The sequence below is a fragment of the Pseudomonas sp. CFBP 8771 genome (assembly GCF_014841695.1).
GTDB lineage: Bacteria > Pseudomonadota > Gammaproteobacteria > Pseudomonadales > Pseudomonadaceae > Aquipseudomonas > Aquipseudomonas baltica.
In genome coordinates this window covers 123922-149852 of record NZ_JACYUJ010000001.1, presented here as the reverse complement: position 1 = coordinate 149852, position 25931 = coordinate 123922, and the positions used below count along the sequence as shown (strand labels likewise).

Annotated in this window: 21 protein-coding genes and 1 pseudogene; 16 read left to right on the top strand and 6 right to left on the bottom strand. The window is 64.2% G+C overall.

Annotation, left to right across the window (positions count from 1 at the left end; genetic code table 11):
• Nucleotides 1–134 precede the first annotated feature (134 nt).
• The 3 genes from IFT80_RS00630 to IFT80_RS00620 all read left to right on the top strand — a co-directional run bounded on the left by IFT80_RS00630 (nucleotide 135) and on the right by IFT80_RS00620 (nucleotide 3465).
• Nucleotides 135–2315 carry a TonB-dependent siderophore receptor gene (locus tag IFT80_RS00630; protein ID WP_192057450.1) on the top strand — a complete coding sequence of 727 codons (2181 nt, stop codon included), beginning with the start codon at nucleotides 135–137 and terminating at the stop codon, nucleotides 2313–2315.
• 68 nt (nucleotides 2316–2383) lie between these two features.
• Complete coding sequence (locus tag IFT80_RS00625) at nucleotides 2384–2545, top strand: DUF2986 domain-containing protein (protein WP_192136536.1); 162 nt, start codon at nucleotides 2384–2386, stop codon at nucleotides 2543–2545.
• Nucleotides 2546–2694: 149 nt separating this feature from the next.
• The gene (locus IFT80_RS00620) at nucleotides 2695–3465 is read left to right on the top strand and encodes an SDR family NAD(P)-dependent oxidoreductase (protein ID WP_192136535.1); all 771 of its coding nucleotides are present in this window, start codon (nucleotides 2695–2697) and stop codon (nucleotides 3463–3465) included.
• A gap of 21 nt (nucleotides 3466–3486) precedes the next feature.
• On the opposite strand, the pseudogene IFT80_RS00615 reads toward IFT80_RS00620, so the two are convergent.
• Nucleotides 3487–4186: pseudogene (locus IFT80_RS00615) on the bottom strand (tRNA (adenine(22)-N(1))-methyltransferase).
• Nucleotides 4187–4270: 84 nt separating this feature from the next.
• Complete coding sequence (locus tag IFT80_RS00610; RefSeq protein ID WP_342214319.1) at nucleotides 4271–5263, bottom strand: alpha/beta hydrolase; 993 nt, start codon at nucleotides 5261–5263, stop codon at nucleotides 4271–4273.
• A 140-nt stretch (nucleotides 5264–5403) separates the two neighbouring features.
• Here IFT80_RS00610 and IFT80_RS00605 point away from each other — a divergent pair, with 140 nt between their 5' ends.
• Nucleotides 5404–6171 carry a substrate-binding periplasmic protein gene (locus IFT80_RS00605; RefSeq protein WP_122479698.1) on the top strand — a complete coding sequence of 256 codons (768 nt, stop codon included), beginning with the start codon at nucleotides 5404–5406 and terminating at the stop codon, nucleotides 6169–6171.
• Between the two features lie 373 nt (nucleotides 6172–6544).
• Here the strand turns inward: IFT80_RS00605 and IFT80_RS00600 are convergent, their stop codons facing one another.
• A complete protein-coding gene (locus IFT80_RS00600; protein ID WP_192136533.1) occupies nucleotides 6545–8734 on the bottom strand; it encodes an OsmC domain/YcaO domain-containing protein in 2190 nt (729 codons plus the stop codon).
• Nucleotides 8735–8936: 202 nt separating this feature from the next.
• On the opposite strand from IFT80_RS00600, the gene proP reads away from it, so the two are divergent.
• On the top strand, nucleotides 8937–10439 hold the full coding sequence (proP, locus tag IFT80_RS00595) for a glycine betaine/L-proline transporter ProP (protein ID WP_122478977.1): 1503 nt from the start codon (nucleotides 8937–8939) through the stop codon (nucleotides 10437–10439).
• A 40-nt stretch (nucleotides 10440–10479) separates the two neighbouring features.
• Here the strand turns inward: proP and mnmH are convergent, their stop codons facing one another.
• Nucleotides 10480–11577, bottom strand: a complete 1098-nt coding sequence (mnmH, locus tag IFT80_RS00590) for a tRNA 2-selenouridine(34) synthase MnmH (RefSeq protein ID WP_122478979.1) — start codon at nucleotides 11575–11577, stop codon at nucleotides 10480–10482.
• A complete protein-coding gene (gene selD, locus IFT80_RS00585; protein WP_192054052.1) occupies nucleotides 11577–12611 on the bottom strand; it encodes a selenide, water dikinase SelD in 1035 nt (344 codons plus the stop codon). Before selD ends, mnmH begins: the two co-directional genes overlap by 1 nt.
• Before the next feature lie 145 nt (nucleotides 12612–12756).
• Between selD and IFT80_RS00580 the strand changes: the two genes are divergently transcribed.
• The 8 genes from IFT80_RS00580 (at nucleotide 12757) to IFT80_RS00545 (ending at nucleotide 19877) form a co-directional block, all read left to right on the top strand.
• Nucleotides 12757–13608: a putative selenate ABC transporter substrate-binding protein gene (locus tag IFT80_RS00580; RefSeq protein WP_122478983.1), complete on the top strand. Its 852-nt coding sequence runs from the start codon at nucleotides 12757–12759 to the stop codon at nucleotides 13606–13608.
• The gene (locus tag IFT80_RS00575) at nucleotides 13605–14402 is read left to right on the top strand and encodes a phosphonate ABC transporter ATP-binding protein (RefSeq protein ID WP_192136532.1); all 798 of its coding nucleotides are present in this window, start codon (nucleotides 13605–13607) and stop codon (nucleotides 14400–14402) included. Before IFT80_RS00580 ends, IFT80_RS00575 begins: the two co-directional genes overlap by 4 nt.
• A complete protein-coding gene (locus tag IFT80_RS00570; RefSeq protein WP_192136531.1) occupies nucleotides 14396–15223 on the top strand; it encodes a PhnE/PtxC family ABC transporter permease in 828 nt (275 codons plus the stop codon). Before IFT80_RS00575 ends, IFT80_RS00570 begins: the two co-directional genes overlap by 7 nt.
• A complete protein-coding gene (gene phnE / locus IFT80_RS00565; RefSeq protein ID WP_192136530.1) occupies nucleotides 15220–15987 on the top strand; it encodes a phosphonate ABC transporter, permease protein PhnE in 768 nt (255 codons plus the stop codon). The genes IFT80_RS00570 and phnE overlap by 4 nt, the downstream gene beginning before the upstream one ends.
• A 145-nt stretch (nucleotides 15988–16132) precedes the next feature.
• Nucleotides 16133–16978 (top strand): NAD-dependent epimerase/dehydratase family protein, encoded by an 846-nt coding sequence (locus tag IFT80_RS00560; RefSeq protein ID WP_192136529.1) that lies wholly within the window; start codon nucleotides 16133–16135, stop codon nucleotides 16976–16978.
• A 42-nt stretch (nucleotides 16979–17020) separates the two neighbouring features.
• Nucleotides 17021–18004, top strand: a complete 984-nt coding sequence (locus tag IFT80_RS00555) for a TRAP transporter substrate-binding protein (protein WP_185793782.1) — start codon at nucleotides 17021–17023, stop codon at nucleotides 18002–18004.
• Between the two features lie 64 nt (nucleotides 18005–18068).
• The gene (locus IFT80_RS00550) at nucleotides 18069–18596 is read left to right on the top strand and encodes a TRAP transporter small permease (RefSeq protein ID WP_192049469.1); all 528 of its coding nucleotides are present in this window, start codon (nucleotides 18069–18071) and stop codon (nucleotides 18594–18596) included.
• Complete coding sequence (locus tag IFT80_RS00545; protein ID WP_122478995.1) at nucleotides 18597–19877, top strand: TRAP transporter large permease; 1281 nt, start codon at nucleotides 18597–18599, stop codon at nucleotides 19875–19877.
• A gap of 803 nt (nucleotides 19878–20680) precedes the next feature.
• Here the strand turns inward: IFT80_RS00545 and galE are convergent.
• A complete protein-coding gene (gene galE, locus IFT80_RS00540; protein ID WP_192136528.1) occupies nucleotides 20681–21769 on the bottom strand; it encodes a UDP-glucose 4-epimerase GalE in 1089 nt (362 codons plus the stop codon).
• A gap of 324 nt (nucleotides 21770–22093) precedes the next feature.
• Between galE and IFT80_RS00535 the strand changes: the two genes are divergently transcribed.
• The 3 genes from IFT80_RS00535 to IFT80_RS00525 are packed head-to-tail and all read left to right on the top strand — an operon-like array spanning nucleotide 22094 to nucleotide 25577.
• Complete coding sequence (locus IFT80_RS00535) at nucleotides 22094–23263, top strand: glycosyltransferase family 1 protein (RefSeq protein WP_192136527.1); 1170 nt, start codon at nucleotides 22094–22096, stop codon at nucleotides 23261–23263.
• Nucleotides 23251–24459: a UDP-galactopyranose mutase gene (gene glf, locus IFT80_RS00530; RefSeq protein WP_192136526.1), complete on the top strand. Its 1209-nt coding sequence runs from the start codon at nucleotides 23251–23253 to the stop codon at nucleotides 24457–24459. Before IFT80_RS00535 ends, glf begins: the two co-directional genes overlap by 13 nt.
• 29 nt (nucleotides 24460–24488) lie before the next feature.
• Nucleotides 24489–25577 (top strand): beta-glucosidase, encoded by a 1089-nt coding sequence (locus tag IFT80_RS00525; protein ID WP_192136853.1) that lies wholly within the window; start codon nucleotides 24489–24491, stop codon nucleotides 25575–25577.
• Nucleotides 25578–25931: the final 354 nt, after the last annotated feature.

The following is a 25931-nucleotide window of genomic DNA, read 5'->3' as shown; positions in this document are numbered from 1 at the left end:
CCGCTCCTACAAGCCAGCGAGCAATTCGCAGAAAGGAAGGTGGTTTTTTTGATACGCCTGCGCCATGTGTAGGAATTTTCTGAGACAATAGTGCTAACGATTCGCATTAACCTTGTCTGGCCAGGAAGCTTTACATGTCACGCCCTACCCCGCTGCAACGCCCCCACGCTCCGCGCAATCTGTTGGCAGTGGCCATTTGCATGGCCACGATGGCCCCGGCACTGGCTGCCGATGGCGCCCAGACCCAAGGACAGACGGCCCCGGGCGTCATCGAATTGGGTGCCAGCCAGATCACCTCGGATTCGTTCCAGCTGGGCAGCTTCACCGAAGGCTCGCAGTCCTACACCACCGGCGCCATGGCAACCGCCACCAAGCTGCCGCTGAGCCTGCGCGAAACGCCGCAATCGGTGACCGTGATCACCCGTCAGCGCATGGATGACCAGGCCATGACCAGCATCAACGATGCGGTGCGCGCCACCCCGGGCCTGTTCCTCAACTATGCCAACGGCCCCGGCCGCCAGGCCTATTCGGCGCGCGGCTTCGACATCGACAACCTGATGTACGACGGCATACCCAGCGGCTATTCGGGCGTCACCATCGGTGCCCAGCCCAACCTGGCCATGTTCGATCGGGTCGAGGTCGTGCGCGGCGCGACAGGGTTGGTGACCGGTGCCGGCAACCCCTCGGCGGCGATCAACCTGGTGCGCAAACGGCCATTGGCCGAGCAGAAGGTGACCTTGACCGGCGCTGCCGGCAGCCACGACGACTACCGTGGCGAGATCGACGCGTCCAGCCCGCTCAACGAGGCCGGCACGCTGCGGGGCCGAGTGGTGGGTTCGTACCGAGACGCAAACAGTTTCATCGACGGCGTCGAAGAGGACCACGGCCTGTTCTACGCCGTCACCGAGGCGGACCTGGGCGAAGACACCCTGCTGACCCTCGGTTTCTCCCATCAGAAAGACAAGACCAACTACTTCTGGGGCTCCTCGATGATCGGCCAGGACGGCCATCATCTGGACCTGCCGCGTTCCTACAATCCGGGTACCGACTGGGAAAACAAGGACCAGGAAATCAATACCGTGTTCGCCGAAGTGCGCCAGCGCCTGGCCAACGACTGGAACCTGCAGGTCAACGCCAACTACGCCGAGCAGAACGGCTTGTTCTCCGGCTCTTATCAGTCGCGCTGGGTCAACAACACGCTGGCACGTACCGTCTACCAGTCCGCCCACGACGAAAACCAGGCCGGCCTCGATGCCTTTGCCAGCGGCCCGTTCCAGGCGTTCGGGCGGACCCACGAACTGGTGGTGGGGGCCAGCAAGCGCATCTACGACATGACCACCCACAACTACGACCCGTACGACACCAACTGGCCGATCGACGCCGGCAAGCCGAACTTCACCCACACCGACAACGGCCGCGAAGTCACTACCCAGGATGGCGTGTACCTGACCACGCGGCTGAGCCTTGCCGACCCGCTGAAGCTGATCCTGGGTGGTCGGGTGGACTGGTACGACTATGACAATCGCGACGGCGAAGGCGACTACAAGGTGACTCGCAACGTCACCCGCTACGCCGGCCTGATCTACACGCTGGACGACCACCATTCGGTGTACGCCAGCTACAGCGATATCTTCACCCCGCAGAGCGCGCAGGACACCAGCGGCACGCCGGTCAAGCCGATCGTGGGCAAGAACTACGAAATCGGCATCAAGGGCGAGTACTTCGACGGCGCCTTGAACGCCAGCCTGGCGTTGTTCCGGGTCGACCAGGAAAACCGCGCGGTGCAGATCTTCGTCGACAACTGCCCGCAACTCAGCTGCTACGAAGCCTCGGGCGAGGTGCGCAGCCAGGGTATCGACTTCGAGCTGCAAGGGGCGCTGACCGATAACTGGCAGGTGGGCGGTGGCTACACCTACGCGCGGGTCCACACGCTCAAGGACAACGCGAACCCACAGAATGAAAACCAGCGTTTCGACACCGACATTCCCGAGCACCTGTTCAAGGTCACCACCAGCTACCGCTTCCAGGGCCCGTTGGAAAAACTGCGCGTGGGCGGCACCTTGTCCTGGCAGAGCCGCCTGTACAACGACATCGACCTGGCCGACGGCAGCCGCTACCGCCTGGAACAGGGTGGCTATGCCATCACCGACCTGATGGCCGGCTATCAGGTCAACCGCAACCTGGATCTGCAGTTGAATGCCAACAACGTGTTCGACCGCAAGTACTACAATGCCATCGCCAACTCGACCAGCTATGGCGGCGACAGCTACGGCAATCCGCGCAACCTGATGCTGACGGCCAAGTACAGCTTCTGATCGGGCGCAACAAGCGGGTCGATGAGCCGTACTGGTATCATCGCCCCACTTTCCGCCTGGGCCACGCCATGAATCGCCGCAAGAAAATCAAACAGCTGTTGCAGGCACATGCCAAGAAGGCCAGCGCCAAGCTGGCGCCGCAGAGCAAGGACCGTTACATCAGCAAGGCGGACCGGGCGAAGCTGGCGCCCGAGGACGATGCCCCGCGCCCAGCCGCCGAGCAGGAGTGACGCGAGTTCGGGTGGCGCGTCATGGGCCATGCAGCGGCAGTGTGCGGTCGCCTGTCAGGGCGCAGGGTAGCTATCCATGAACGCCCCCGAGAACGTTCGACCGCAGTGCCGGGTCCTATCGGTACGATCCTTGTCCCGGGCGGTGCAGCATGGCGTTGATACCCGATCTATCCAGTGGCGCCTGCGCGCTGATCTGTGGTGCCAGTCAGGGCATCGGCTTGGCGTTGTGCGAGCAGTTGTTGCAGCGTGAGGATGTCGCCCAGGTGTTTGCGGTTTCCCGGCAGGCCACAACCAGCGCCGAGCTGGCGGCTTTGGCTGAGCGCCATGGGCCTCGTCTGGTCAGCCTCGATTGCGATGCGCGCGATGAACAGGCGCTGCAGCGGCTGGCCGATGCGGTGGCGGCCGATTGCGCTCATTTGCACCTGGTGATCAGCACGTTGGGCATTCTGCATCAGGACGGCGCGCGGCCGGAAAAAGGTCTGGCGCAACTGGAGCTGAGCAGTCTGCAGGCCAGTTTTGCCACCAATGCCTTTGCGCCGGTGCTGCTGCTCAAGCATCTGCTGCCGTTGTTGCGCAAACAGCCTACGACCTTCGCGGCGCTGTCGGCCCGCGTCGGTTCGATCGGCGACAACCGTCTGGGTGGCTGGTACAGCTATCGCGCCAGCAAGGCGGCGCTCAACCAGTTGCTGCGCACCGCCAGCATCGAGCTCAAGCGTTTGAACCCCGCCGCCACGGTCCTGGCCTTGCACCCGGGCACCACCGACACCCGCCTGTCCCAGCCCTTTCAAGCCAACGTGCCGGCCGGCAAATTGTTCGACCCCGATTTCGCCGCGCGCTGCCTGCTCGAATTGATCGGCCAGCACGGGCCAACCCAGACCGGCAGCTTCTGGGCCTGGGATGGGCAGGCGATCGATTGGTAAAACCGTGCTGTATGCGTAGGGTTAGCGGGGATTCAGGGATTCGATCCAGTCGATGTGTTCGGCCAGCTCCATGCGTTTGCCGTCGAGCCCGGTCTGCCGGGCGTGGGCCAGGCGCTCGAGGGTGCGGCGCTTGAGGTGCAGCAGGCGTTGCCACTTGGCCAGGAACGCCGGCGTGCGTCGCTGCAGTTGCAAGGGCCCGAAAAACAATTCCTGTGGGCTGTACGCGACCGGCTCGCCATGGTCAGCGACGATGATCTCGTAGTCGAAGCGATTTTCCCGCAGCACCTCTTCATGGCGGATGCCATAGCCATTGTCCATCAGCCACTGCCGCAGGTGGCGCTCACCGCCATTGGGCTGCAGGATCAACCGCTCGCCGGTGCTCAAACGCGCCTTGCCCGCCTGCAGAATGTCGCGAATGGTTTCGCCGCCCATCCCGCAGAGGGTCACGGCCGTGATCCGGTCGCTCGCTTCGATTGCCGCCAGGCCGTCGGCCTGACGCACGCTGATGCAATGCGCCAGCCCGTTCTCGTCAACGCTGCGCCGGGCCGCCAGAAACGGTGTCCGGGCGACCTCCCCGACCACCGCCCGAGAGACGATGCCGCGCAACACCATGGCCACCGGCAGGTAGGCATGATCCGAACCGATGTCAGCCAGATGCGCGCCGGTGGGGACCTGGGGCGGCGACCTGCTCCAGGCGGTGAGACAAGCTCTGCGGGTTCACGAGGCAACGATTCTCCGGGTTGACCGCGCGCCGTTCAGGCCCGCAGGGGCGGGCATTCTGGCGAGCACGCCAACGTATTTCAACTCATCCGGCAGGATCTTGGGCAGCGCGTGCCGCCAGCAGGCGGACGACCCATTCACGGCTGTACGTCAGCGCTCGCGCGGCCATGGGCGTAGGGAAGTGGATGAAACCATGGGGCGAGGCCGGCAACAGGCGCAGATCCACGGCGGCCTCCCTGCCCCAGCGCTCGGCCATCAGCAGGGTATCGTCGCGCAGTGGGTCCAGTTCCCCCACGAACATCAGCGCTGGCGGCAGTCCGTCCAGGTCGCCATACAGCGGCGACAGCGACGGTTGCCGCCGCTGCTCGTCGGCCAGGTCGGGAGTCAGGCGGCGGAATGCCTCGACCATGCCCGGCCCGTCCAGTACCAGAGTGTCGGGACCGGCCTGGCGCACGCTGGGCGTGCCGGTCAGGTCGAACACCCCGTAATACAGCAGCGCCCCGCACACGCGTTGCAGCAACGCCGGCCACCGCTTGAGCTGCAACAATGTGGCCGCTGCCAGGTGACCACCGGCAGACTCACCGACCATGATCACCGGCAGATCCTCGAACTCGGGGAAGCCGCCACCCAGCACGCAGCGAGTAGCCGCCAGACAGTCGTCGAGCAAGCCCTGCAGCGGGGTCGACACGGCCAGCCGGTAGTCCACCGATATCACCGCCACGTCGCAGGCCTGCACCAGAGCGATGTTCACGTCATCGTTCATCTGCGCGTTGCCGATCACCCAGCCGCCACCATGGAAATCCAGCACCAAGCCCTTGGCCGGCCCCTGCGGGCGGATGATGCGCACCCTTACCGGAACGGCATCGGCGCTGACCAGCACGCGGTTCTCGATGGCCAGGCCATGGCTGACAGGCTTCAGCGCCTTGCCCAGCTGGTCGGCACGCAGCAGTGTCTGGATCAGCATTGGCGTGACGCGGTTGCGGATGCGGAACCGCGGCAGGCGCTCGAGGGTCTTGTTGAAGCGCTGCGCCTGCGCGATCTGCGCTGCATCGAACGACCAGCTTTGCTTGGTCTCCACCTGGAGTGTCCTCAGTGCGTAGGTATGTATCGGATATGGATGGGCTGAGGTCGACGCGGTTCCCATGCGAGCAGGTAGCGCCATTAGCGACTATGCTGGCCGTCCAGGAGCCTGCCATTGAAAGTCATCGGATCGTTGCCATGGGTCATCTGAACCGCACTTGCGGATTGCTGTTCAAGTCTGTCTGCGGTCTGCTGCTGTGCAGCGCCCTCCTCCCGGCTGCCTGGGCCGCGCACCCGCGCACCTTCGATCTGTACATGCCCGAGGCGCCGCCGCTGAGCATGGCGGGCGATGCGGGCCAGCAAGGTATTGTCGCTGACGCCGCCCGGCAGGCCATGACGTTGGCGGGTTATCACATGAATATCAATGTGCTGCCCTGGCTTCGCGCGCAACGGACTGTGCAGCACGGGCAGGACATGCTTATCGTGCCGCTGTCGCGAACTCCCGACAGGGAAACCAGCTACACCTGGATCGCCCCGATCATGAGCATGGACCGGGCGTTTTTCACCCTCGACAAGCGCGTCGACAGCTTTGCCCAGGCACGTCGGACCTATCGACGGATCGCCGTGGGCATGGGCAGCGCGCAGGAGCGCAAGCTGTACGACGAAGGGTTCGATGCGTCGCAGATCTACCCGTTGCGCATCGGTGAGAATCCGGCGCAGATGCTGCTGCTGGGACGGGTCGATGCCTGGTTCAACGGGGTGCCGGAATCGCAGTACATCTGGCGCCAGGTTTCCAAGCAGCCGCTGCTGATGAGCCCGGTGCTGATGACCACGGACCTGTACCTGGCGTGTTCGAAGACATGCTCGCCGCGCGTGGTGAGCAGTTTGCGCAAGGCGGTGGAGACGCTGCACCGCAACGGCTCCATCCAGCGTCTGCTGGACCATTACCTGCCTGCCGCGCCTTGAAGGCGGTGTTGCCTTTTTCCGTAGGAGCGGCCCGTGGCCGCGAAAAGGGCAGCGCGTTGGATCAGGCAGTCCGCAGCGCGTTCTTCGCGGCCGATGACCGCTCCTACGGGCGGCTGAGTTTTCCGTAGGAGCGGTCCGTGGCCGCGAAAAGGGCACCGCGGTGGATCAGACAGTTCGCAGCGCGTTCTTCGCGGCCGATGACCGCTCCTACGGGCGGCTGAGTTTTCCGTAGGAGCGGTCCGTGGCCGCGAAAAGGGCACCGCGGGGGATCAGACAGTCCGCAGCGCGTTCTTCGCGGCCGATGACCGCTCCTACGGGCGGCTGAGTTTTCCGTAGGAGCGGCCCGTGGCCGCGAAAAGGGCAGCGCGGTGGATCAGGCCCTGGCGCGGGCGCTGTGCAGTTTCTTGTAGCTGTCGATCAGGCGCAGGTGACGGTCCAGCCCTTCGAGCTTCATGCTGGTCGGGGTCAGGCCGTGGAAACGCACGCTGCCATCCACGGATCCCAGCGCTGCCTCCATCCGCGCGTCACCGAACATGCGGCGGAAGTTGAACTCGTAGTCGGCCATGTCCAGGTCGCTGTCCAGCTGCACCTCGAGCACCACGTTCAGCGCCTGGAAGAACAAACCGCGCTCCAGCGTATTGGCGTTGTACTGCAGGAACATCTCGACCAGCTCCTTGGCGTCGTCGAAGCGCTCCAGCACCAACTGGATCAGCACCTTCAACTCCAGAATGGTCAGTTGCCCCCACACGGTGTTCTCGTCGAACTCGATACCGATCAAGGTGCGGATATCGGTGTAGTCGTCCAGCTCCGACTCTTCCAGGCGCTGCAACAGGTCGCCCAGCGCGTCGTCATCGAGCCGGTGCAGATTGAGGATGTCTTCGCGGAAAAACAGGGCCTTGTTGGTGTTGTCCCAGATCAGATCCTCGATCGGATAGATCTCCGAATAACCCGGCACCAGAATCCGGCACGCCTTGGCACCCAGGTGCTCATAGACCGCCATGTAAACCTGCTTGCCCATGTCGGCGAGGATCGCGAACAACGTCGCCGCTTCCTCGGCATTGGCATTGTCGCCCTGCGCGGTGAAATCCCAATCGGCAAAGGCGAAATCGGCCTTGGCGCTGAAGAAGCGCCACGACACCACACCGCTGGAATCGATGAAATGTTCGACGAAGTTGTTCGGCTCCATCAGCGCATGGCTTTCGAAGGTCGGCTGGGGCAAGTCGTTGAGCCCCTCGAAACTGCGGCCCTGGAGCAACTCGGTGAGGCTGCGCTCGAGCGCTACTTCCAGGCTTGGATGGGCGCCGAACGAGGCGAACACGCCGCCGGTGCGCGGGTTCATCAAGGTCACGCACATTACCGGGAAGCGACCGCCCAGGGAGGCATCCTTGACCAGCACCGGAAAGCCCTGCTCCTCCAGCCCCTGAATGCCGGCCTGGATAGCGGGATAGCGCGCCAGCACCTCGGGCGGGACGTCGGGCAGCGCCAGTTCGCCTTCGAGAATCTCGCGCTTGACTGCGCGCTCGAAGATCTCCGACAGGCACTGCACCTGGGCCTCGGCCAAGGTGTTGCCGGCGCTCATGCCGTTGCTCAGGTAGAGGTTTTCGATCAGGTTGGACGGAAAATACACCGTCTCGCCGTCGGACTGGCGCACGAAAGGCAGCGAACAGATGCCCCGCTCCACATTGCCCGAGTTGGTGTCGTAGAGGTGAGAACCGCGCAGTTCGCCGTCGGCGTTGTAGATGGCCAGGCAGTGGGCATCGAGTATCTCGGCAGGCAGCGCATCCTTGCGGCCCGGCTGGAACCAGCGCTCGTCGGGGTAGTGCACGAAAGCCGCATTGGCGATGTCTTCGCCCCAGAACTGATCGTTGTAGAAGAAGTTGCAGTTGAGCCGCTCGATGAATTCACCGAGGGCCGACGCCAGCGCGCTTTCCTTGGTCGAACCCTTGCCGTTGGTGAAGCACATCGGCGAGTAGGCATCGCGGACGTGCAACGACCATACGTTGGGCACGATGTTGCGCCACGAGGCGATCTCGATCTTCATCCCCAGCCCGGCAAGGATGCCAGACATGTTGGCGATGGTCTGCTCCAGCGGCAGGTCCTTGCCCAGCACATAGGTGCTCGCCCCTTCCGCCTGCGCGGGCATCAGCAGGGCCTGGGCATCGGCGTCGAGGTTGTCGACCTCCTCGATGATGAAATCCGGGCCGGTCTGCACGACCTTCTTCACGGTGCAGCGGTCGATCGAGCGCAGGATGCCTTGGCGATCCTTGGCCGAGATGTCCGCAGGCAGTTCGACCTGGATCTTGAAGATCTGGTTGTAGCGGTTTTCCGGGTCGACGATGTTGTTCTGCGACAGGCGGATGTTGTCGGTGGGAATGTTGCGGGTGTTGCAGTAGAGCTTGACGAAGTAGGCCGCGCACAACGCCGAGGATGCCAGGAAGTAATCGAACGGGCCCGGCGCCGAGCCGTCGCCCTTGTAGCGGATCGGTTGGTCGGCCACCACCGTGAAATCGTCGAACTTGGCTTCAAGTCGAAGGTTGTCGAGAAAATTGACCTTGATTTCCATGGGGCAGCACCTGATGACAGCTAAAACGAATGGCCGGCATTATCCGGTTTTTTGGCGTCTTCGTCTTGGGCGATCTGTCGCCCCCATGGGTACGCTGGCGCCCGGACAACCGCTGCGATACTAAATCGCCGTCATCAGTGAATTATTTAGTGTCATTTTGTATCTCATGGGGACAAGCCGCTTTGACACAAGAGAAACACCCATGAAATCTCGCAGAAAAACCGTCAACCCGATCGGGTTGAACGACATCACCATCGTCGACGACGTCAAGATGCGCAAGGCGATCACCGCCGCCGCGCTTGGCAACGCCATGGAATGGTTCGACTTCGGCGTCTACGGCTTCGTGGCCTACGCCTTGGGCAAAGTGTTCTTCCCGGACGTCGATCCCAGTGTGCAGATGATCGCGGCCTTGGCCACCTTCTCGGTACCCTTCCTGATTCGCCCGCTGGGCGGCCTGTTCTTCGGCGCCCTGGGCGACAAGTACGGACGGCAGAAAGTCCTGGCTGCCACCATCGTGATCATGTCGTTGAGTACGTTCGCAATCGGCTTGATTCCGTCCTATGCCTCCATCGGCATCTGGGCACCCATCCTGCTACTGCTGGCGAAGATGGCCCAGGGCTTCTCGGTGGGCGGTGAATACACCGGCGCCTCGATCTTCGTGGCCGAGTACGCTCCGGACCGCAAACGCGGCTTCCTCGGCAGCTGGCTGGACTTCGGCTCGATTGCCGGTTTCGTGCTCGGTGCAGGCGTGGTGGTGGGCATCTCCGCAGTGATCGGCGAAGAGAAGTTCCTTGACTGGGGTTGGCGCGTGCCGTTCTTCCTGGCCCTGCCGCTGGGCATGATCGGCCTCTACCTGCGCCACGCGCTGGAAGAAACCCCGGCCTTCCAGCAGCACGTCGAAAAGCTCGAACAAGGCGACCGCGAAGGCCTGGCCGGCGGCCCCAAGGTATCGTTCAAGGAAGTGGCAACCAAGCACTGGCGCAGCCTGCTGACCTGCATCGGCATCGTCGCGGTGACCAACGTCACCTACTACATGCTGCTCACCTACATGCCCAGCTACCTGTCGCACAACCTGCACTACAGCGAAAGCCATGGCGTGCTGATCATCATCGCGATCATGGTCGGCATGCTGTTCGCCCAGCCGCTGATCGGCTTCGCCAGCGACAAGTTCGGCCGCAAGCCTTTCATTCTGTTCGGCAGCATCGGCCTGTTCTTCCTGGCCATCCCGGCCTTCATGCTGATCAACAGTGGCCAGATCGGTTGGATCTTCGCCGGGCTGCTGATGCTGGCCGTGGTGCTGAACTTCTTCATCGGCGTCATGGCGTCCACGTTGCCCGCGATGTTCCCCACGCACATCCGCTACAGCGCCCTGGCCAGTGCATTCAACGTTTCGGTACTGATCGCCGGCCTGACACCGACGGCCGTGGCATGGCTGGTGGAAAGCACCGACGACCTGTACATGCCGGCCTATTACCTGATGGTGTTCGCCGTGGTCGGCTTCATCACCGCCATCACCATGAAGGAGACGGCCAACAAGCCGTTGCGCGGCGCTGCGCCAGCGGCCTCGGACATCGCCGAAGCCCGTGAACTGCTGGTCGAGCACCACGACAACATCGAGCAGAAGATCGAAGACATCGACAGCGAGATCGCCGCGCTGCAGGCCAAGCGCGAGCTCCTGGTGCAACAGCACCCGCGGATCAACTGAGCCAAGCCTGGCGAGGGGCTGAAGACTGCACTCGCCGTCTTCAGCCCCTGGCCAGACGCTCGCGCAGGTAGTCGACCACGGCCGCCTGATCGCCGGCGAACTCGATGCGCGCCGCCTTGCTCTCGCGTTGATAGGCGTACATCGGGTCGTAGTACTCGTGCAGCAGGCCTTCGATCCAGCCACGGTGCAGGTCGACCAGGCCATAGCGCCGCTGCTCTTCCAGCGCGGCCTGCATCAGGCCCTGCAGGCGTTGATGGCGCTCGCCGCCCAGACGCTTGTGGATGCGGTCCAGACTCTGCAGCAGACGCTCGGCAAACAGCGCTTCACCGCGCTCGCCATACAACCCGACGAAGTCTGCGCACAGGTCTACCACGTAGTCGCGCAGAATACGCTTGACGCGATTCTGGAAGCTGTCTTCCAGCCAGACCAATGGATACGCCTGCATGCCCTGATGCAGGCTCAACGGCACATTGCAACTGCCCACCAGGCGGCTTTCGTCCTCAAGCACGAACTGCTCGATGCCAGCGGCCCGCTTCTTCAACACGTCGATCGCCAGGCTGTTCTCGAAATCGATCTGCGCAGGCTGCCCGGTCGCACGCTTGCCGAAGCTGGAACCGCGGTGGTTGGCGTGGCCTTCCAGGTCCAAAGCGTTGCTCAATTGCGCCAGCACGTCGGTCTTGCCGGTGCCGGTCATGCCGCCCAGCACAACGAACTGGCACTGTTCGACGGCCTGTTCCAGGGTGTCGAGCAGAAAGCTGCGCATGGCCTTGTAGCCGCCCAGTACCCGCGGGTACTCGACGCCTGCCTCGCGCAGCCAGCGCTGTACGGTCTGCGAGCGCAGGCCGCCGCGGAAGCAATACAGGTAGCCCTGGGGATTGGCCTTGGCGAATGCCACCCAGGCTTCGACCCGGCGCGCCTTGATCTCGCCGGACACCAGGCGGTGCCCCAACTCGATGGCGGCTTCCTGGCCGTGCTGCTTGTAGCAGGTACCGACTTTCTGCCGTTCCAGGTCGTCCATCAAGGGCAGGTTGTGCACCCCGGGAAATGCACCCTTGTCGAATTCGACCGGCGCGCGCGCGTCCATCATCGCTACCTCGCCGAGGAACAACGCGCGGTAGTCGCTGCTGTCTTCGCGCATCAGAACACCTCGACAGCGTGGGGCTGGCGCTCGATCAAGGTGCCGATCGGCGCCAGGTGCAGACCCAGCTCGACAGCCAGCGCGACGAACTCGGCTTCGCCGGCAGCGCTGACGGCAACCAGCAGGCCGCCGCTGGTCTGCGGATCGCAGAGCAGATCACGCTGCTCGTCGCTCAGCGCAGCGATGCGTTCGCCGTAGCTGTCGAAGTTGCGCTGGGTGCCGCCAGGCACGCAGCCCTCGCTCAGGTAGTGGTCGATACCCGGCAGGCGCGGCACGGCGGCGTACTCCAGGCGTGCAGTCAGTTGGGCGCCGTCGGCCATTTCGACCAGGTGCCCGAGCAGGCCGAAACCGGTGACGTCGGTCATCGCGGTGACGTCGCGCAGCTTGCCGAAGCGGCTGCCGGGCTTGTTCAGCGTGCACATCCAGTCGCGGGCCACGCCCACGTCTTCTTCACGTAGCCGGGATTTCTTCTCCGCCGTGGTGAGAATGCCGATGCCCAGCGGCTTGGTCAGATACAGGCGGTCGCCGACCTGGGCGGTGTCGTTGCGTTTCATGTGGCGCTTGTCGACCAGACCGGTCACCGCCAGGCCGAAAATGGGTTCGGGAGCGTCGATCGAATGGCCACCGGCCAAGGGAATGCCGGCAGCATCGCACACCGCCCGACCGCCGCGGATCACCTCGCGGGCAACTTCCGGGGGCAGCAGGTTGACCGGCCAGCCGAGAATGGCGATGGCCATCAACGGATCGCCGCCCATGGCATAGATGTCGCTGATGGCGTTGGTGGCGGCAATGCGCCCGAAATCGAAGGGGTCATCGACGATGGGCATGAAGAAATCGGTGGTCGACACTACCCCGCGCTCGTCGTCGATGGCATACACCGCGGCATCGTCGCGCGAAGCATTGCCGACCCACAGCTTCGGGTCGAGGTTCTGTGCGCCGCTGCCGGCCAGAATCACCTCCAATACCTTGGGCGAAATCTTGCAGCCGCAACCGGCTCCATGGCTGTACTGGGTCAAACGGATAGGCGAATTCATGGCAGCATTCTCGACGTCCTGGAATCAGGCTGCGAATTCTATCAAAGCTGGCCTTTCCTGCAGTGACTCTTATAATCGCGCCACCTCGTATCCACGCGTGCCGGGCCTTGCCCGCGCTGCTTGCGTCATCTTTCGGAGACCCACCATGTTCAAGCGCTCCCTGTCACTGGTCGCCGGCCTCGCTCTTTGCGCCAGCGCCGTCACCAGCTTCGCTGCCGATGTCTTGCGTGTTTCGGCCATCCCGGACGAGGCGCCTACCGAACTGCTGCGCAAGTTCAAGCCGCTGGGTGCCTACCTTGAAAAGCAGATCGGCATGAAGGTCGAGTTCGTGCCGGTGGCCGACTACCCTGCCGTGGTCGAGGCGCTGGCGACCGATCGCCTGGACATGGCCTGGCTGGGCGGTTTCACCTTCGTCCAGGTCAACCTGAAGACCGGCAACGCGATTCCCCTGGTACAGCGCGAGCAGGATGCGCAGTTCACCAGCAAGTTCATCACCAGCGACCCGAACGTCAAGTCGCTGGCCGACCTCAAGGGCAAGACCTTCGCCTTCGGTTCGATCTCGTCGACCTCCGGCAGCCTGATGCCGCGCTACTTCATGCTGCAGGACAACATCAAGCCGGAAACCTACTTCAGCCGGGTCGCCTACTCCGGCGCCCATGACGCCACCGCGGCGTGGGTACAGGCGGGCAAGGTCGACGCCGGCGTGCTCAATGCCAGCGTGTGGGACAAGCTGGTCAACAGCGGCAAGGTAGATACCAGCAAGGTCAAGGTGTTCGCCACCACGCCGACCTACTTCGACTACAACTGGACCGTGCGCGGTACCCTGGACCCGGCCCTGGCAGAAAAGATCAAACAGGCCTTCCTCGCCCTCGACCCGGCCAAGCCCGACGACAAGGCCATTCTCGACCTGCAGGCGGCCAGCCGCTTCATCGCCACCAAGCCTGAGAACTACAAGGGTATCGAGGACGCCGCTCGCGCTGCCGACCTGTTGAAATGACCCTGCGGCTGTCGGCTATCGACCTGCGCCACCGTAACGGTGTGCAGGCCCTGCGCGATGTGAACCTGAGCATCGAGCCCGGCGAGCGCGTGGCAATCATCGGCCCTTCGGGCGCTGGCAAGTCCAGCCTGCTCAACGTGCTGGCAACCGCTCTGCCGCCCAGCGCCGGTGAGCTGCAGGTGCTGGGCATGCAGCCCTGGCGCCTCGGCAGTCGCGCGCGCCAGCGTCTGCGCGCACGTATCGCGCTGATCCATCAGGCCCCGCCGCTGCCGCCGCGGCAACGGGTGGTGACTGCCGTGCTGGCCGGCAAGCTGGGGCAATGGGGGCTGGGCAAGAGCCTGCTCAACCTGCTGCACCCGGTGGACATCGACGGGGCCCGCGCGCTGCTGGCGCGGTTGGACCTGGACGACAAGCTGTTCGCCCAGTGCCAGCAATTGTCCGGCGGCCAGTTGCAGCGTGTCGGCATCGCCCGCGCCCTGTACCAGGCGCCGGAGCTGTTGCTGGCGGACGAGCCCGTCTCGGCGATGGACCCACGGCTGGCCAGGCACACGCTGGACATGCTTTGCCAGCATGCCAGCGAACAGCGCGTCACGCTGGTGGCCAGCCTGCACACGGTGGAGCTGGCGCTGGCCTGCTTCCCACGGATCGTCGGCGTGCGCGACGGCCAGATCGCTTTCGACCTGGAGGCCACGCAGGTCACCGCGCAGCGCCTGGAGGCGTTGTACGCGAACGAACACCTAAGCCACGTGCAAACGCCGGCCGACACCCCTGCTCACTGGCTGCCGCGATGCTGAGCAGGGACCGACGCGACCCTGCCGCGCTGCCGCGTTTTCTGCTTGCCGCCCTGGCGGTACTGTTGTTGTGGCCGGGCATACGCCTGGCCGAGCTCGATCCATGGGTGCTGTTCGACCCGGCCAGCACCCAATCCATGGGAGCCTTTCTCGCCGACTTCTGGCCGCCCGCGCATGACCCCGCGTTTCTGACGCTGCTGCTGGACGCCACCTTGCAGACCCTGGCCATCGCCACGGCCGGCATGGCCCTGGCGCTGACCTTGGCCATTCCCGCCGGCCTGCTGGCCAGCCGCGCGCTGTCGTTGTCGGCTGCCAACCTCGGCGGCCAACCCGGCTGGGCCGGCACCTGCGTACGCTGGCCGGTGCGTGGCGTGCTGATTTTTCTGCGCAGCGTGCCGGAAATCGTCTGGGCCCTGCTGTTCGTCCGCGCCGTCGGCCTGGGCCCGACGGCCGGCGTGCTGGCCATCGCCATCACCTACGCCGGCATGCTCGGCAAGGTGTATGCCGAGATCTGTGAGTCGGTCGACCAGCGCCCGGCCCAGGCGCTGCTGCGCGCCGGCGCCGGCCGCCTGGCTGCGTTCGCCTATGGCATTCTCCCGGCCGCTGCCGCCGAGCTGACGTCCTACACCGTGTACCGCTGGGAATGCGCCGTGCGCGCCTCGGTGGTGATGGGCTTCGTCGGCGCTGGCGGCCTGGGCCAGCAGATCGACCTGTCGATGCGCATGTTCGCCTCGGCCGAGGTGGCCAGCATGCTGCTGACGTTCATCGCCCTGGTGTTGCTCGCGGACCTGCTCAGCCGCCTGCTCAGAGGACGCTTCGCATGAGGCGCCTGGGCAACCTGCTGCTGATACTGGCGATGGTGCTGGCGGTGGTCGGCTCCTTCGTCTATCTGGGGCTGGACCTGTTCACCCTGGGCAATGTCGACAGCCTGCGGCACATGACCAGCTACGCGGCACGCTTCATGTCGCCTGACCTCAGTGCCACCCACCTGCGGGCGGTGGGCCATGGCGCGCTGGAAACCCTGGCGATGTCGGCGCTAGGCACGCTGCTGGCGGCGCTCGCTGGACTGCTGCTGGCCATCCCCGCGGCCGGGCGCCTGGGGTGGGTGGCGCAAGGCTTGACGAAACTGGTGCTCAATGCCCTGCGGGCCATTCCCGAACTGGTCTGGGCGGTATTGATGGTGCTCGCCGCAGGCCTGGGGCCGAATGCCGGCACCCTGGCCTTGGCGCTGCACACCGCCGGGGTCCTCGGCCGTCTGTTTGCCGAGGCCCTGGAAAACACCCCTGCCGCACCCGCCGCCGCCATCCGCCTGCAGGGCGGCAATGCCTGGCTGGCCTTCTGTTACGGCACCTTGCCCAATCTGTGGCCGCAACTGCTGGCCTACACCCTGTACCGCTGGGAAAACAACATTCGCATGGCCAGCATCCTCGGTTTCGTCGGTGCCGGCGGGCTGGGACAGATGCTCTACGTGAGCCTGAGCCTGTTCCAGGAAGCACGGGCCAGCACGCTCATTCTGGCCATGCTGGCCCTGGTGCTGGCGGTGGATGCCTTGAGCGGCTGGATGCGCCAGCGCTGGATTCGCCTGTAGCCAGGCCGTGCCGACCGCAAGCTGCATTCGACCTTGGTGTATTTCGACATTAGTCGCGTTGACAAGATCGCCGAGAGCTGTCGATAATCCGAAATAAGTCATACGACAACAGATGACAAAATAATAACGATAAAAGGACTCGCTCATGACAGGCACTCACTCCGTCCAGAATCCCTTCGATCGCCTTCTCCTGACCGGCGCCGCCGGCGGTCTGGGGAAGGTGCTGCGAGAAAGTCTGAAACCCTTCGCCCGTACCCTGCGGCTCTCCGATATCGTCCCGCTTCCCGCCTCTACCGATACAGCTACTCGTTCCGATACCCAGGAAGAATTCCAGTTGTGCGATCTCGCCGACAAGCAGGCAGTGCACGAGCTGGTGCAGGGCGTGGACGCCATCGTGCATTTTGGCGGGGTGTCGGTGGAGCACGCGTTCGAAGACATCCTGGGGCCCAATATCTGCGGGGTTTTCCACATCTACGAAGCCGCACGCCGGCATGGCGTCAAACGCGTGGTATTCGCCAGCTCCAACCACGTGATCGGTTTCTACAAGCAGGACCAGACCATCGACGCCCATTCGCCCCGGCGTCCGGACAGCTATTACGGCCTGTCCAAGTCCTACGGCGAAGACCTGGCAACGTTCTACTTCGATCGCTACGGCATCGAAACCGTCAGCATCCGCATCGGCTCTTCGTTTCCTGAGCCGGCCAATCGCCGAATGATGAGCACCTGGCTCAGTTTCGACGACCTGACCCGCCTCATCGAGCTGAGCCTGTTCACCCCGGACGTCGGCCACACGGTGGTCTACGGGGCTTCGGCCAACCGTGATCTGTGGTGGGACAACCATTTTGCCGCGCACCTGGGCTTCACACCCAAGGACAGCTCGGAAGTGTTCCGCGACAAGATCGAAGCCCAGCCGATGCCTGCCGCCGACGACCCGGCGAGGGTCTATCAGGGCGGCGCCTTCGTGGCCGCCGGGCCGTTTGGCGACAACTGAATCCTTTGCGACTTTAAAACAACAACAACGCTGGAGTTATCCATGGATTTCAAACGCACGTTACTCGTAGCCGCTCTCCCGCTCGCCTTCTGCCTGTCCGGGCTGGCGCAGGCCGAGATCAAGATCAAGTTCGCCGAAGTGCACCCGGCCGGCTACCCGCCGGTGGTGGCCGAGCAGGCCATGGGCAAGAAACTCGAAGAGCAGAGCAAGGGCGAGATCAGCTTCAAGATGTTCGCAGGCGGTGTACTGGGTTCCGAGAAGGAAGTGGTCGAGCAGGTGCAGAGCAACGCGGTGCAGATGACCCGCGTCAGCCTGGGCATCGTCGGCCCGGTAGTACCGGACGTGAACGTGTTCAACCTGCCGTTCATTTTCCGCGACCAAGCCCACATGCGCAGCATCATCGACGGCGAGATCGGTCAGGAGATTCTCGACAAGATCACCAACTCCGAATTCAACCTGGTCGCGCTGGGCTGGATGGATGGCGGTACGCGCAACCTCTACACCAAGAAGCCGGTACGGCAGATCAGTGACCTCAAGGGCATGAAGATCCGCGTGCAAGGCAACCCGGTGTTCATCGACACCATCAACCAGATGGGCGGCAACGGCATCGCCATGGCCACCGGCGAGATCTTCAGCGCCCTGCAGACCGGCGTGATCGACGGCGCCGAGAACAACCCGCCGACCATGCTCGAACACAACCACTACCAGAACGCCAAGTTCTACACGCTCACTGAACACCTGATCCTGCCCGAGCCGATCGTGATGTCGAAGATCACCTGGAACAAGCTCAACCCCGAGCAACAGGCGCTGGTGAAAAAGCTCTCTCGCGAAGCACAAATGGAAGAGCGCGTGCTGTGGGACAAGAAATCCAGCGAAGCCGAAGCCAAGCTCAAGGCCGGTGGCGTGGAGTTCATCACCCTCACGCCCGAGCAGAAGAAAGCCTTCTACGATGCGACCCAGCCAGTGCGCGACAAGTACGGCGCGCCGTACAAAGAGCTGATCACCCGCATCGAAGCCGTCAAGTAAGTCTGTCCGTCAACACCACGGGGGACCGGGCATGTGCCCGCTCCCCCGCCGCTGGGTGAGCCTCATGAAAAACACTGTGCTGCGTTTCAACGACCTGCTTTACCGGGTGTGCATCGGGATCGCCGGCTTGTCGGTCCTGACCATGACCCTGATCATTCCATGGGGCATCTTTACCCGCTACGCACTGGGCAGCGGTTCCAGTTGGCCGGAGCCGGTGGCAATCCTGCTGATGGTGGTCTTCACCTTCTTCGGCGCCGCCGCCAGCTACCGCGCCGGCGCACACATGGCGGTAGCCATGGCCGTGGACCGCATGCCGGCGCAGATTCGCCGAGTGGCGGCATTCGCGGTTCAGCTGCTGATGGCGGTGGTCGCGCTGTTCATGATCTTCAAGGGCTTCAAGCTGTGCGCCAACACCTGGAACCAGTACCTGGGTGAAATTCCTTCCATGCGGGTAGGCATTTCCTACCTGCCCATCCCGATCGGCGGCATCGTGACTTTGGTATTCATCCTCGAGAAGCTGTTCCTGGGTGACCAGAGCCACCGCGCCGTGATGCGGTTCGACGTCGTAGAAGCCAGTGAAGGTGCCGCGTAAATGGATGCTCTCATACTGTTGGGCAGCTTCATCGCCTTGATCCTGGTGGGCATGCCGGTGGCCTATGCGCTGGGCCTGTCGGCATTGATAGGTGCCTGGTGGATCGACATCCCGGCCGACGCCCTGATGATCCAGATTGCCGGTGGGGTGAACAAATTCTCGCTGCTGGCCATTCCGTTCTTCGTGCTGGCGGGTGCGATCATGGCCGAAGGCGGCATGTCGCGCCGGCTCGTAGCCTTCGCCGGCGTGCTGGTGGGTTTCGTGCGCGGTGGGTTGTCGCTGGTCAACATCGTCGCTTCGACCTTTTTCGGGGCCATCTCCGGCTCGTCGGTCGCCGATACCGCGTCGGTGGGTTCGGTGTTGATTCCAGAAATGGAACGGGCCGGCTATCCGCGTGATTTCTCCACGGCCGTGACCGTCAGCGGCTCGGTCCAGGCCCTGCTGACGCCACCTAGCCACAACTCGGTGCTGTACTCGCTGGCCGCTGGCGGCTCGGTGTCGATCGCTTCGCTGTTCATGGCCGGGATCATGCCAGGGCTATTGCTCAGTGCGGTGATGATGGGCTTGTGCATGATCTTTGCGCGCAAGCGCAACTATCCCAAGGGCGAAGTCATTCCGATGCGCCAGGCGCTTAAGATCGCCGGTGAGGCATTGTGGGGAATGATGGCGCTGGTGATCATTCTCGGCGGCATTCTTTCGGGCGTGTTCACCGCGACCGAATCGGCAGCCATCGCCGTGTTGTGGTCGTTCTTCGTGACCATGTTCATCTACCGCGACTACAAGTGGCGCGACCTGCCTAAGCTGATGCACCGGGCGGCGCGGACCATTTCCATCGTGATGATTCTGATCGGTTTCGCCGCCAGCTTCGGCTACATCCTGACGCTGATGGAAATCCCGATGAAGATCACCACGGCGTTCCTGACGCTGTCGGACAACCGCTACGTGATCCTGATGTGCATCAACGTGATGCTGCTGATGCTGGGCACGATCATGGACATGGCGCCGCTGATTCTGATCCTGACACCGATCCTGTTGCCGGTGATCGTCAGCGTGGGTGTGGATCCGGTGCATTTCGGCATGATCATGCTGGTGAACCTGGGCATAGGCCTGATCACACCGCCGGTCGGCGCGGTGCTGTTCGTCGGTGCGGCGGTCGGCAAGGTGACCATCGAAGCCACGGTCAAGGCGCTGCTGCCGTTCTACCTGGCGCTGTTCCTGGTGCTGATGCTGGTCACCTACATTCCGGCCATCTCCCTCTGGCTGCCGAGCGTGGTGTTGTAAATCCAAGTGTTGCGGGGTGTCCAACACCCCGCAACGAACCGATGCACTGAAATCCCTTGTAGCAGCGGCGCAAGCCGCGTCGGTGGTCACGCACATCTCCCCACACCCCCGCAGCCCCTGTAGCAGCGGCGCAAGCCGCGTCGGCGGTCACGCACATCCCCCCACACCACCGCAGCCCCTGTAGCAGCGGCGCAAGCCGCGTCGGCGGTGCATGCTGTCCGGCTGTCACACCGCGGCGTATCCGGACGCGGCTTGCGCCGCTGCTACAGGGGGACGGAGGTGTTCCTCGAGGGCCTTCGTAGGAGCGGTCCGTGGCCGCGAAGTTGTCGCCGCGGTGTGCCAGACCATCCGCGGTGCCCTTTCGAGGCCGATGACCGCTCCTACGCAGGGTGCTGGCGGCGGTGGGCTCGTCACGCACATCCCCACACCACCGCAGCCCCCTGTAGCAGCGGCGCAAGCCGCGTCGGCGGTGCGTGCTATCCGGCTGTCACACGGCGGCGTGTCCGGACGCGGCTTGCCCCGCTGCTACAGGGGGACGGAGGTGTTCCTCAAGGGCCTTCGTAGGAGCGGTCTGTGGCCGCGAAGTTGTCGCCGCGGTGTGCCAGACCATCCGCAGTGCCCTTTCGCGGCCGATGACCGCTCCTACGCAGGGTGCTGGCGGCAGTCACGCACATCCCCCACACCACCGCAGCCCCTTGTAGCAGCGGCGCAAGCCGCGTCGGCGGTCACGCACATCCCCCCACACCACCGCAGCCCCTGTAGCAGCGGCGCAAGCCGCGTCGGCGGTGCATGCTGTCCGGCTGTCACACCGCGGCGTGTCCGGACGCGGCTTGCGCCGCTGCTACAGGGATCGTGGTAGAGGTTTCGGTTGTATAGACGATGGGCCGGTGTTCCTCTGCCAGGCGGCACTCCCAGCGCCAGGCGTCGCGCAGCATGTCGTCCAGGCCGCGTCGGGCCTGCCAGCACAGCTCGCGGCGCGCCTTGCCCGCGTCGGCCCAGCACTGCGCGACGTCGCCCGCGCGCCTGGGCTCGAAGGCCAGGGCGATGGGCACTCCGCAGGTGCGGGTGAAAGCATCGACCACCTGCAATACCGAATACCCCCGCCCGGTTCCCAGGTTCCAGACGCGCACCCCGCTGCCGCCCAACAATGCCTGCAAAGCCCGCCAGTGCCCTTCGGCCAGGTCCATCACATGCACGTAATCACGAACGCCAGTGCCGTCCGGCGTAGCGTAGTCGTTGCCGAACACCTGCAGCACGTCGCGCCGCCCACTGGCCACCTGCAGCAGATACGGCAGCAGGTTGTTCGGCACCTGTGCCGGCGCCTCGCCCAGCTCGCCCGATTCATGGGCGCCGATGGGGTTGAAATAGCGCAGCAGCCCGACCGACCAGCGCGCATCCGAAGCCGCCAGGCTGAGCATGACGTTCTCCGCCATCAGCTTGGAAAACCCGTACGGGTTGGTCGGCAATCCGGTGGCGCAGGTTTCGTCGATGGGCATCGTGGCGCAGTCGCCATAGACCGTCGCCGAAGAGCTGAAAATCAGCGTGAAGACACCGGCGGCCGCCATCGCCTGGCACAGCGCAATGCTGCCGCCGACATTGCTGTCGTAATAGCGCAACGGCTCGCGCACGCTCTCGCCAACCGCTTTCAAGCCAGCGCAATGAATCACCGCAGCGATGGGAAAATCCGCGAACAGGGCATCCAGCTGCGCTCGGTTGCGCACGTCGCCGAGTACGAACCGGGCCCGCCGTCCGCCCAGCCGGGCAATACGCTCCAGGCTTGCACGCGAGCTGTTGCAGAGGTTGTCGAAGATCACCACAGTCTGCCCATGAGCAAGCAGTTGCAGCACCACCTGTGCGCCGATGTAACCCGTACCGCCTGTGACCAGAATCATCGCCGTCGCTCCCGTCGCCCGCAGGCGCACCGGTCAAGATCAAGGGATAGCACCTGCGTGATACGACGACGGGATCAGGCCTATGAAACTATGGGCGCGCGCGGTGGCGCGGAGTTCCAAACGGCAGCCAGACGGTTGGCATATCCCAGGCGGTCGGCAAATCAAAGTTGAACGCCGCCTGCAGCGACGGCGTCTCAATCAGTACCAACGCACCGCGCGCATGCACTCGCTCGCCGCACTGCCTTGCAACATCCATCCGGGTGGCGTCGAAGCCCAGCTCAACTGGCTTCAGTCCCGATTCAGGCACTGACCAAGGACACCCCCATGACCGATGTGGCGCCGCCCGGCTTCACCCCTGCCCCACTGTCCACTCCAGCGCGCACCGCGACGCCCGCAGGCCGACCGCTGATGCTATGTCTGTCGCACTTGCGCTGGGGGTTCGTCTACCAGCGACCCCAACACCTCATGTCACGCCTGGCGCAGAGCTACGACGTGCTGTTCTTCGAAGAGCCGCTGTTCGCCGAGCATGTGCAACCGCAGTTGCTGGCCAGCCATCCAGCACACGGCGTGACCGTGCTGGTGCCGCAGCTGCCGGCGGGCACCCCTCACGACCAGGTCATCGCGATGCAGCGCGACCTGCTCGATGGCTACCTGGCCCAGCACCGCGACGCCGAACTGCTGCTCTGGTACCTGACCCCGATGAGCCTGGCGTTCACTGACCATCTGCACGGCCAGGTGACTATCTTCGATTGCATGGACGAGTTGTCCGCATTCATGGGCGCTCCGCCGGAACTCATCGAAAGGGAACGCCAACTGTTGGCGCGTACCGACGTGGTGTTCACCGGGGGGCAGAGTCTGTGGGAAGCCAAGCGCCATCAGCACGACAACGCCCACGCCATGCCCAGCAGTGTCGACATCGCCCACTTCGCCCAGGCCCGGGCGTTGCTGCCCGATCCGGCCGATCAGGCCGCGATCGGCCACCCGCGGCTGGGCTTCTTCGGTGTCATCGACGAGCGTTTCGACATTCAGCTGGTCGATGAGCTGGCCCGGCAGCGGCCGCAGTGGCAGATCGTGCTGATCGGCCCGGTGGTCAAGATCGATCCGCAGACCTTGCCGCAACGCGCCAACATTCACTACCTCGGGGCGAAGCAGTATGAGCAATTGCCCCACTACCTGGCCGGCTGGGACGTTGCCCTCATGCCGTTCGCGATCAATGCTTCCACGCGCTTCATCAGCCCGACCAAGACACCCGAATACCTTGCTGGCGGGCGCCCGGTGGTGTCGACACCGATTGCCGACGTGATCAGCGGCTATGGCACCAGCGGTGTCGTAAGCATCGCCGACACCCCCGCGGCATTCATCGCTGCGGTGGAACGCGCACTGGGTGCCGAAGCCCGTGACAGCGTGGTCGTCCAGGCCGATGCCGCATTGGATGGCATGTCGTGGGACAAGACCTGCAACGCCATGAAGGAGCAGATCGAATGCCTCAGGTAACCCTCGACAGCGCCTGCCGTGGTCCGTCCGCTCACGGCGATGGACGCCCTTATGATTACCTGGTGGTGGGTGCCGGCTTCGCTGGCAGCGTCATTGCCGAGCGCCTGGCCGCAGGGCTTGGCATGAACGTGCTGGTGATCGACCGCCGTGAGCATATCGGCGGCAACGCCTACGACCATCTGGATGCAGCGGGCGTCATGGTCCACCGCTACGGGCCGCACATCTTCCATACCAACGCCCAGCGCATCGTCGACTATCTGTCGCGTTTCACCCAGTGGCGCCCTTACGAGCACCGCGTGCTGGCCCGGGTCGACGACCACCTGGTGCCGATCCCGATCAACCTGACCACGCTCAATACGCTGTTCGGCTTGCAGATGGACGAGGCCGGGGCCGAGCGCTTTCTTGCCGAACGGGCGCAGCCGGTTGAATGCATCCGCACCTCCGAGGATGTGGTGATCAATCAGATCGGCGAGCAGCTCTACCAGAAGTTCTTCCAGGGCTACACCCGCAAGCAGTGGGGCCTGGACCCTTCGCAGCTGGACAAGTCGGTGACCTCGCGGATCCCCACGCGCACCAACGTCGACGACCGCTACTTCACCGACAGTTTTCAGGCCATGCCGCTCGATGGCTACACACGCATGTTCGAGAACATGCTCGACCATCCCCGCATCGACGTGTTGCTGGACACCGATTTCGCCCGGGCGCGCGAGCAGTTGGCGTACACCCAGCTGATCTATTGCGGCCCGGTGGACGAATACTTCGAGTTCCGCCTGGGTCGCCTGCCCTACCGGTCGCTGCGCTTCGAACACAAGACCCTCCAGCAACCACAGTTGCAGGCGGTGGCCGTAGTCAACTACCCCGATGAAGCGGTGCCCTACACGCGCATCACCGAATACAAGCACCTCACCGGTCAGCAACATCCGCACACCAGCATCACCTACGAATACCCCTGCGCCGAAGGCGACCCCTACTACCCGATTCCGCGGGCCGAAAACGCCCAGCTGTATCAACGCTACAAAGCGCTGGCGGACGACACGCCGGGGGTGACATTCCTCGGGCGACTGGGCACCTACAAGTACTACAACATGGATCAGGTCGTGGGCCAGGCGCTGGCACTGTATCAACGGATCGAGCAGCAAGCCTTGCCGACCGAGGGAGCCGGGGCGTCGACGGCGCTCGACGAGCAAGGCGCTTGAACCCGCCTGGCCTGTTCAATACCTTCATCATGGCCGGCTACGAATGCGCCGCGCAGCGGCGGCGCGATGGTGAACGTGTGGATGTGCAGGTCAGCACCGGCCATCTGCGCTGGGCGGCCCATGACTATCGTCAGTTGCTGGCCAGTGGCATTGGTGCCGCGCGCGACGGCCTGCGCTGGCATGTGATCGAACAGCGTTCAGGGTATTACGACTGGAGCAGTTTCCTGCCCCTGCTGCGCGCCGCACGCGAGTGCAATCTGCAGGTGGTGTGGGACCTGTGTCACTACGGCTACCCGGATGGCCTGGATATCTGGCGACCCGAATTCGTCGAACGCTTTGCGCGCTTCTCCGGGGCCGCGGCACGGTTGATGGTTGATGAAGGCTTCGAGGCGCCCTTTTGTTCCCCCATCAACGAGATGTCGTTCTGGAGTTGGGCCGGCGGCGACGTCGGCTATTTCAACCCCGGCGCGCATGGCCGTGGGCTGGAACTCAAGCATCAGCTGGTGCGGGCCAGCATCGAGGCGATCGAGGCCATTCGCGCGCAGGCGCCCGCGGCGCGTTTGGTTCAGTGCGACCCGCTGATTCACGTCGTGCCGGACTCATCACGCGCCGTGGACCAGGAGCGCGCCGAGGGTCAGCGGCTGTCGCAGTTCCAGGCCTGGGACATGCTGGCCGGTCGGCAGTGGCCGGGGCTGGGCGGCTGTGAGGCCTACCTGGACATCATTGGGGCCAACTTCTACCCGCAGAATCAGTGGCGGCACAATGGCGAACGGATCTTGCGCGGGCACCCCGAGTTTCGTCCGCTGGCCGGGCTGCTGGCTGAGCTCCATCGGCGTTATGGACGGCCGATCCTGCTGGCCGAAACCGGCGCCGAGGGTGATGCGCGAGGGCCGTGGCTGGACTACGTGGGCAGTCAGCTGGCAGTGGCGCTGCAACGCGGGGTCGATGTGCAGGGGCTGTGCTGGTATCCATTCCTGGACTATCCGGGTTGGGACGATGGCCGTTATTGTCCCGCAGGCGTGTTCGGCGACGCCGACGGTGCAGGTACCCGCGCGCCGTATCATCCGTTGCTGATGCAGTTGCAGGCGTTGGAAAAGCTGCACCGGCCCGGTCAGTGACCGCAGCCACGCGTTGCCCCCGGACGCGGCTCGCGCCGCTGCTACAGGGGACACAGGCGTTCCCGCAGGGCCTTCGTAGAAGCGGTCTGTGGCCGCGCAGCCGTCGTCGTGGTGTGTCAGATAATCCGCAGCGCCCCTTCGCGGCCAGTGACCGCTCCTACGGGGAGTGCAGGCGCCCCCACACACCCCCGCAGTCCTGTAGCAGCGGCGCAAGCCGCGTCAGCGGTGCATGCTATCCGGCTGTCACACCGCGGCGTATTCGGACGCGGCTCGCGCCGCTGCTACAGGGGATGGAGGCGTGCCTGCAGGGCCTTCGTAGGAGCGGTCTATGGCCGCGAAGCCGTCGTCGTGGTG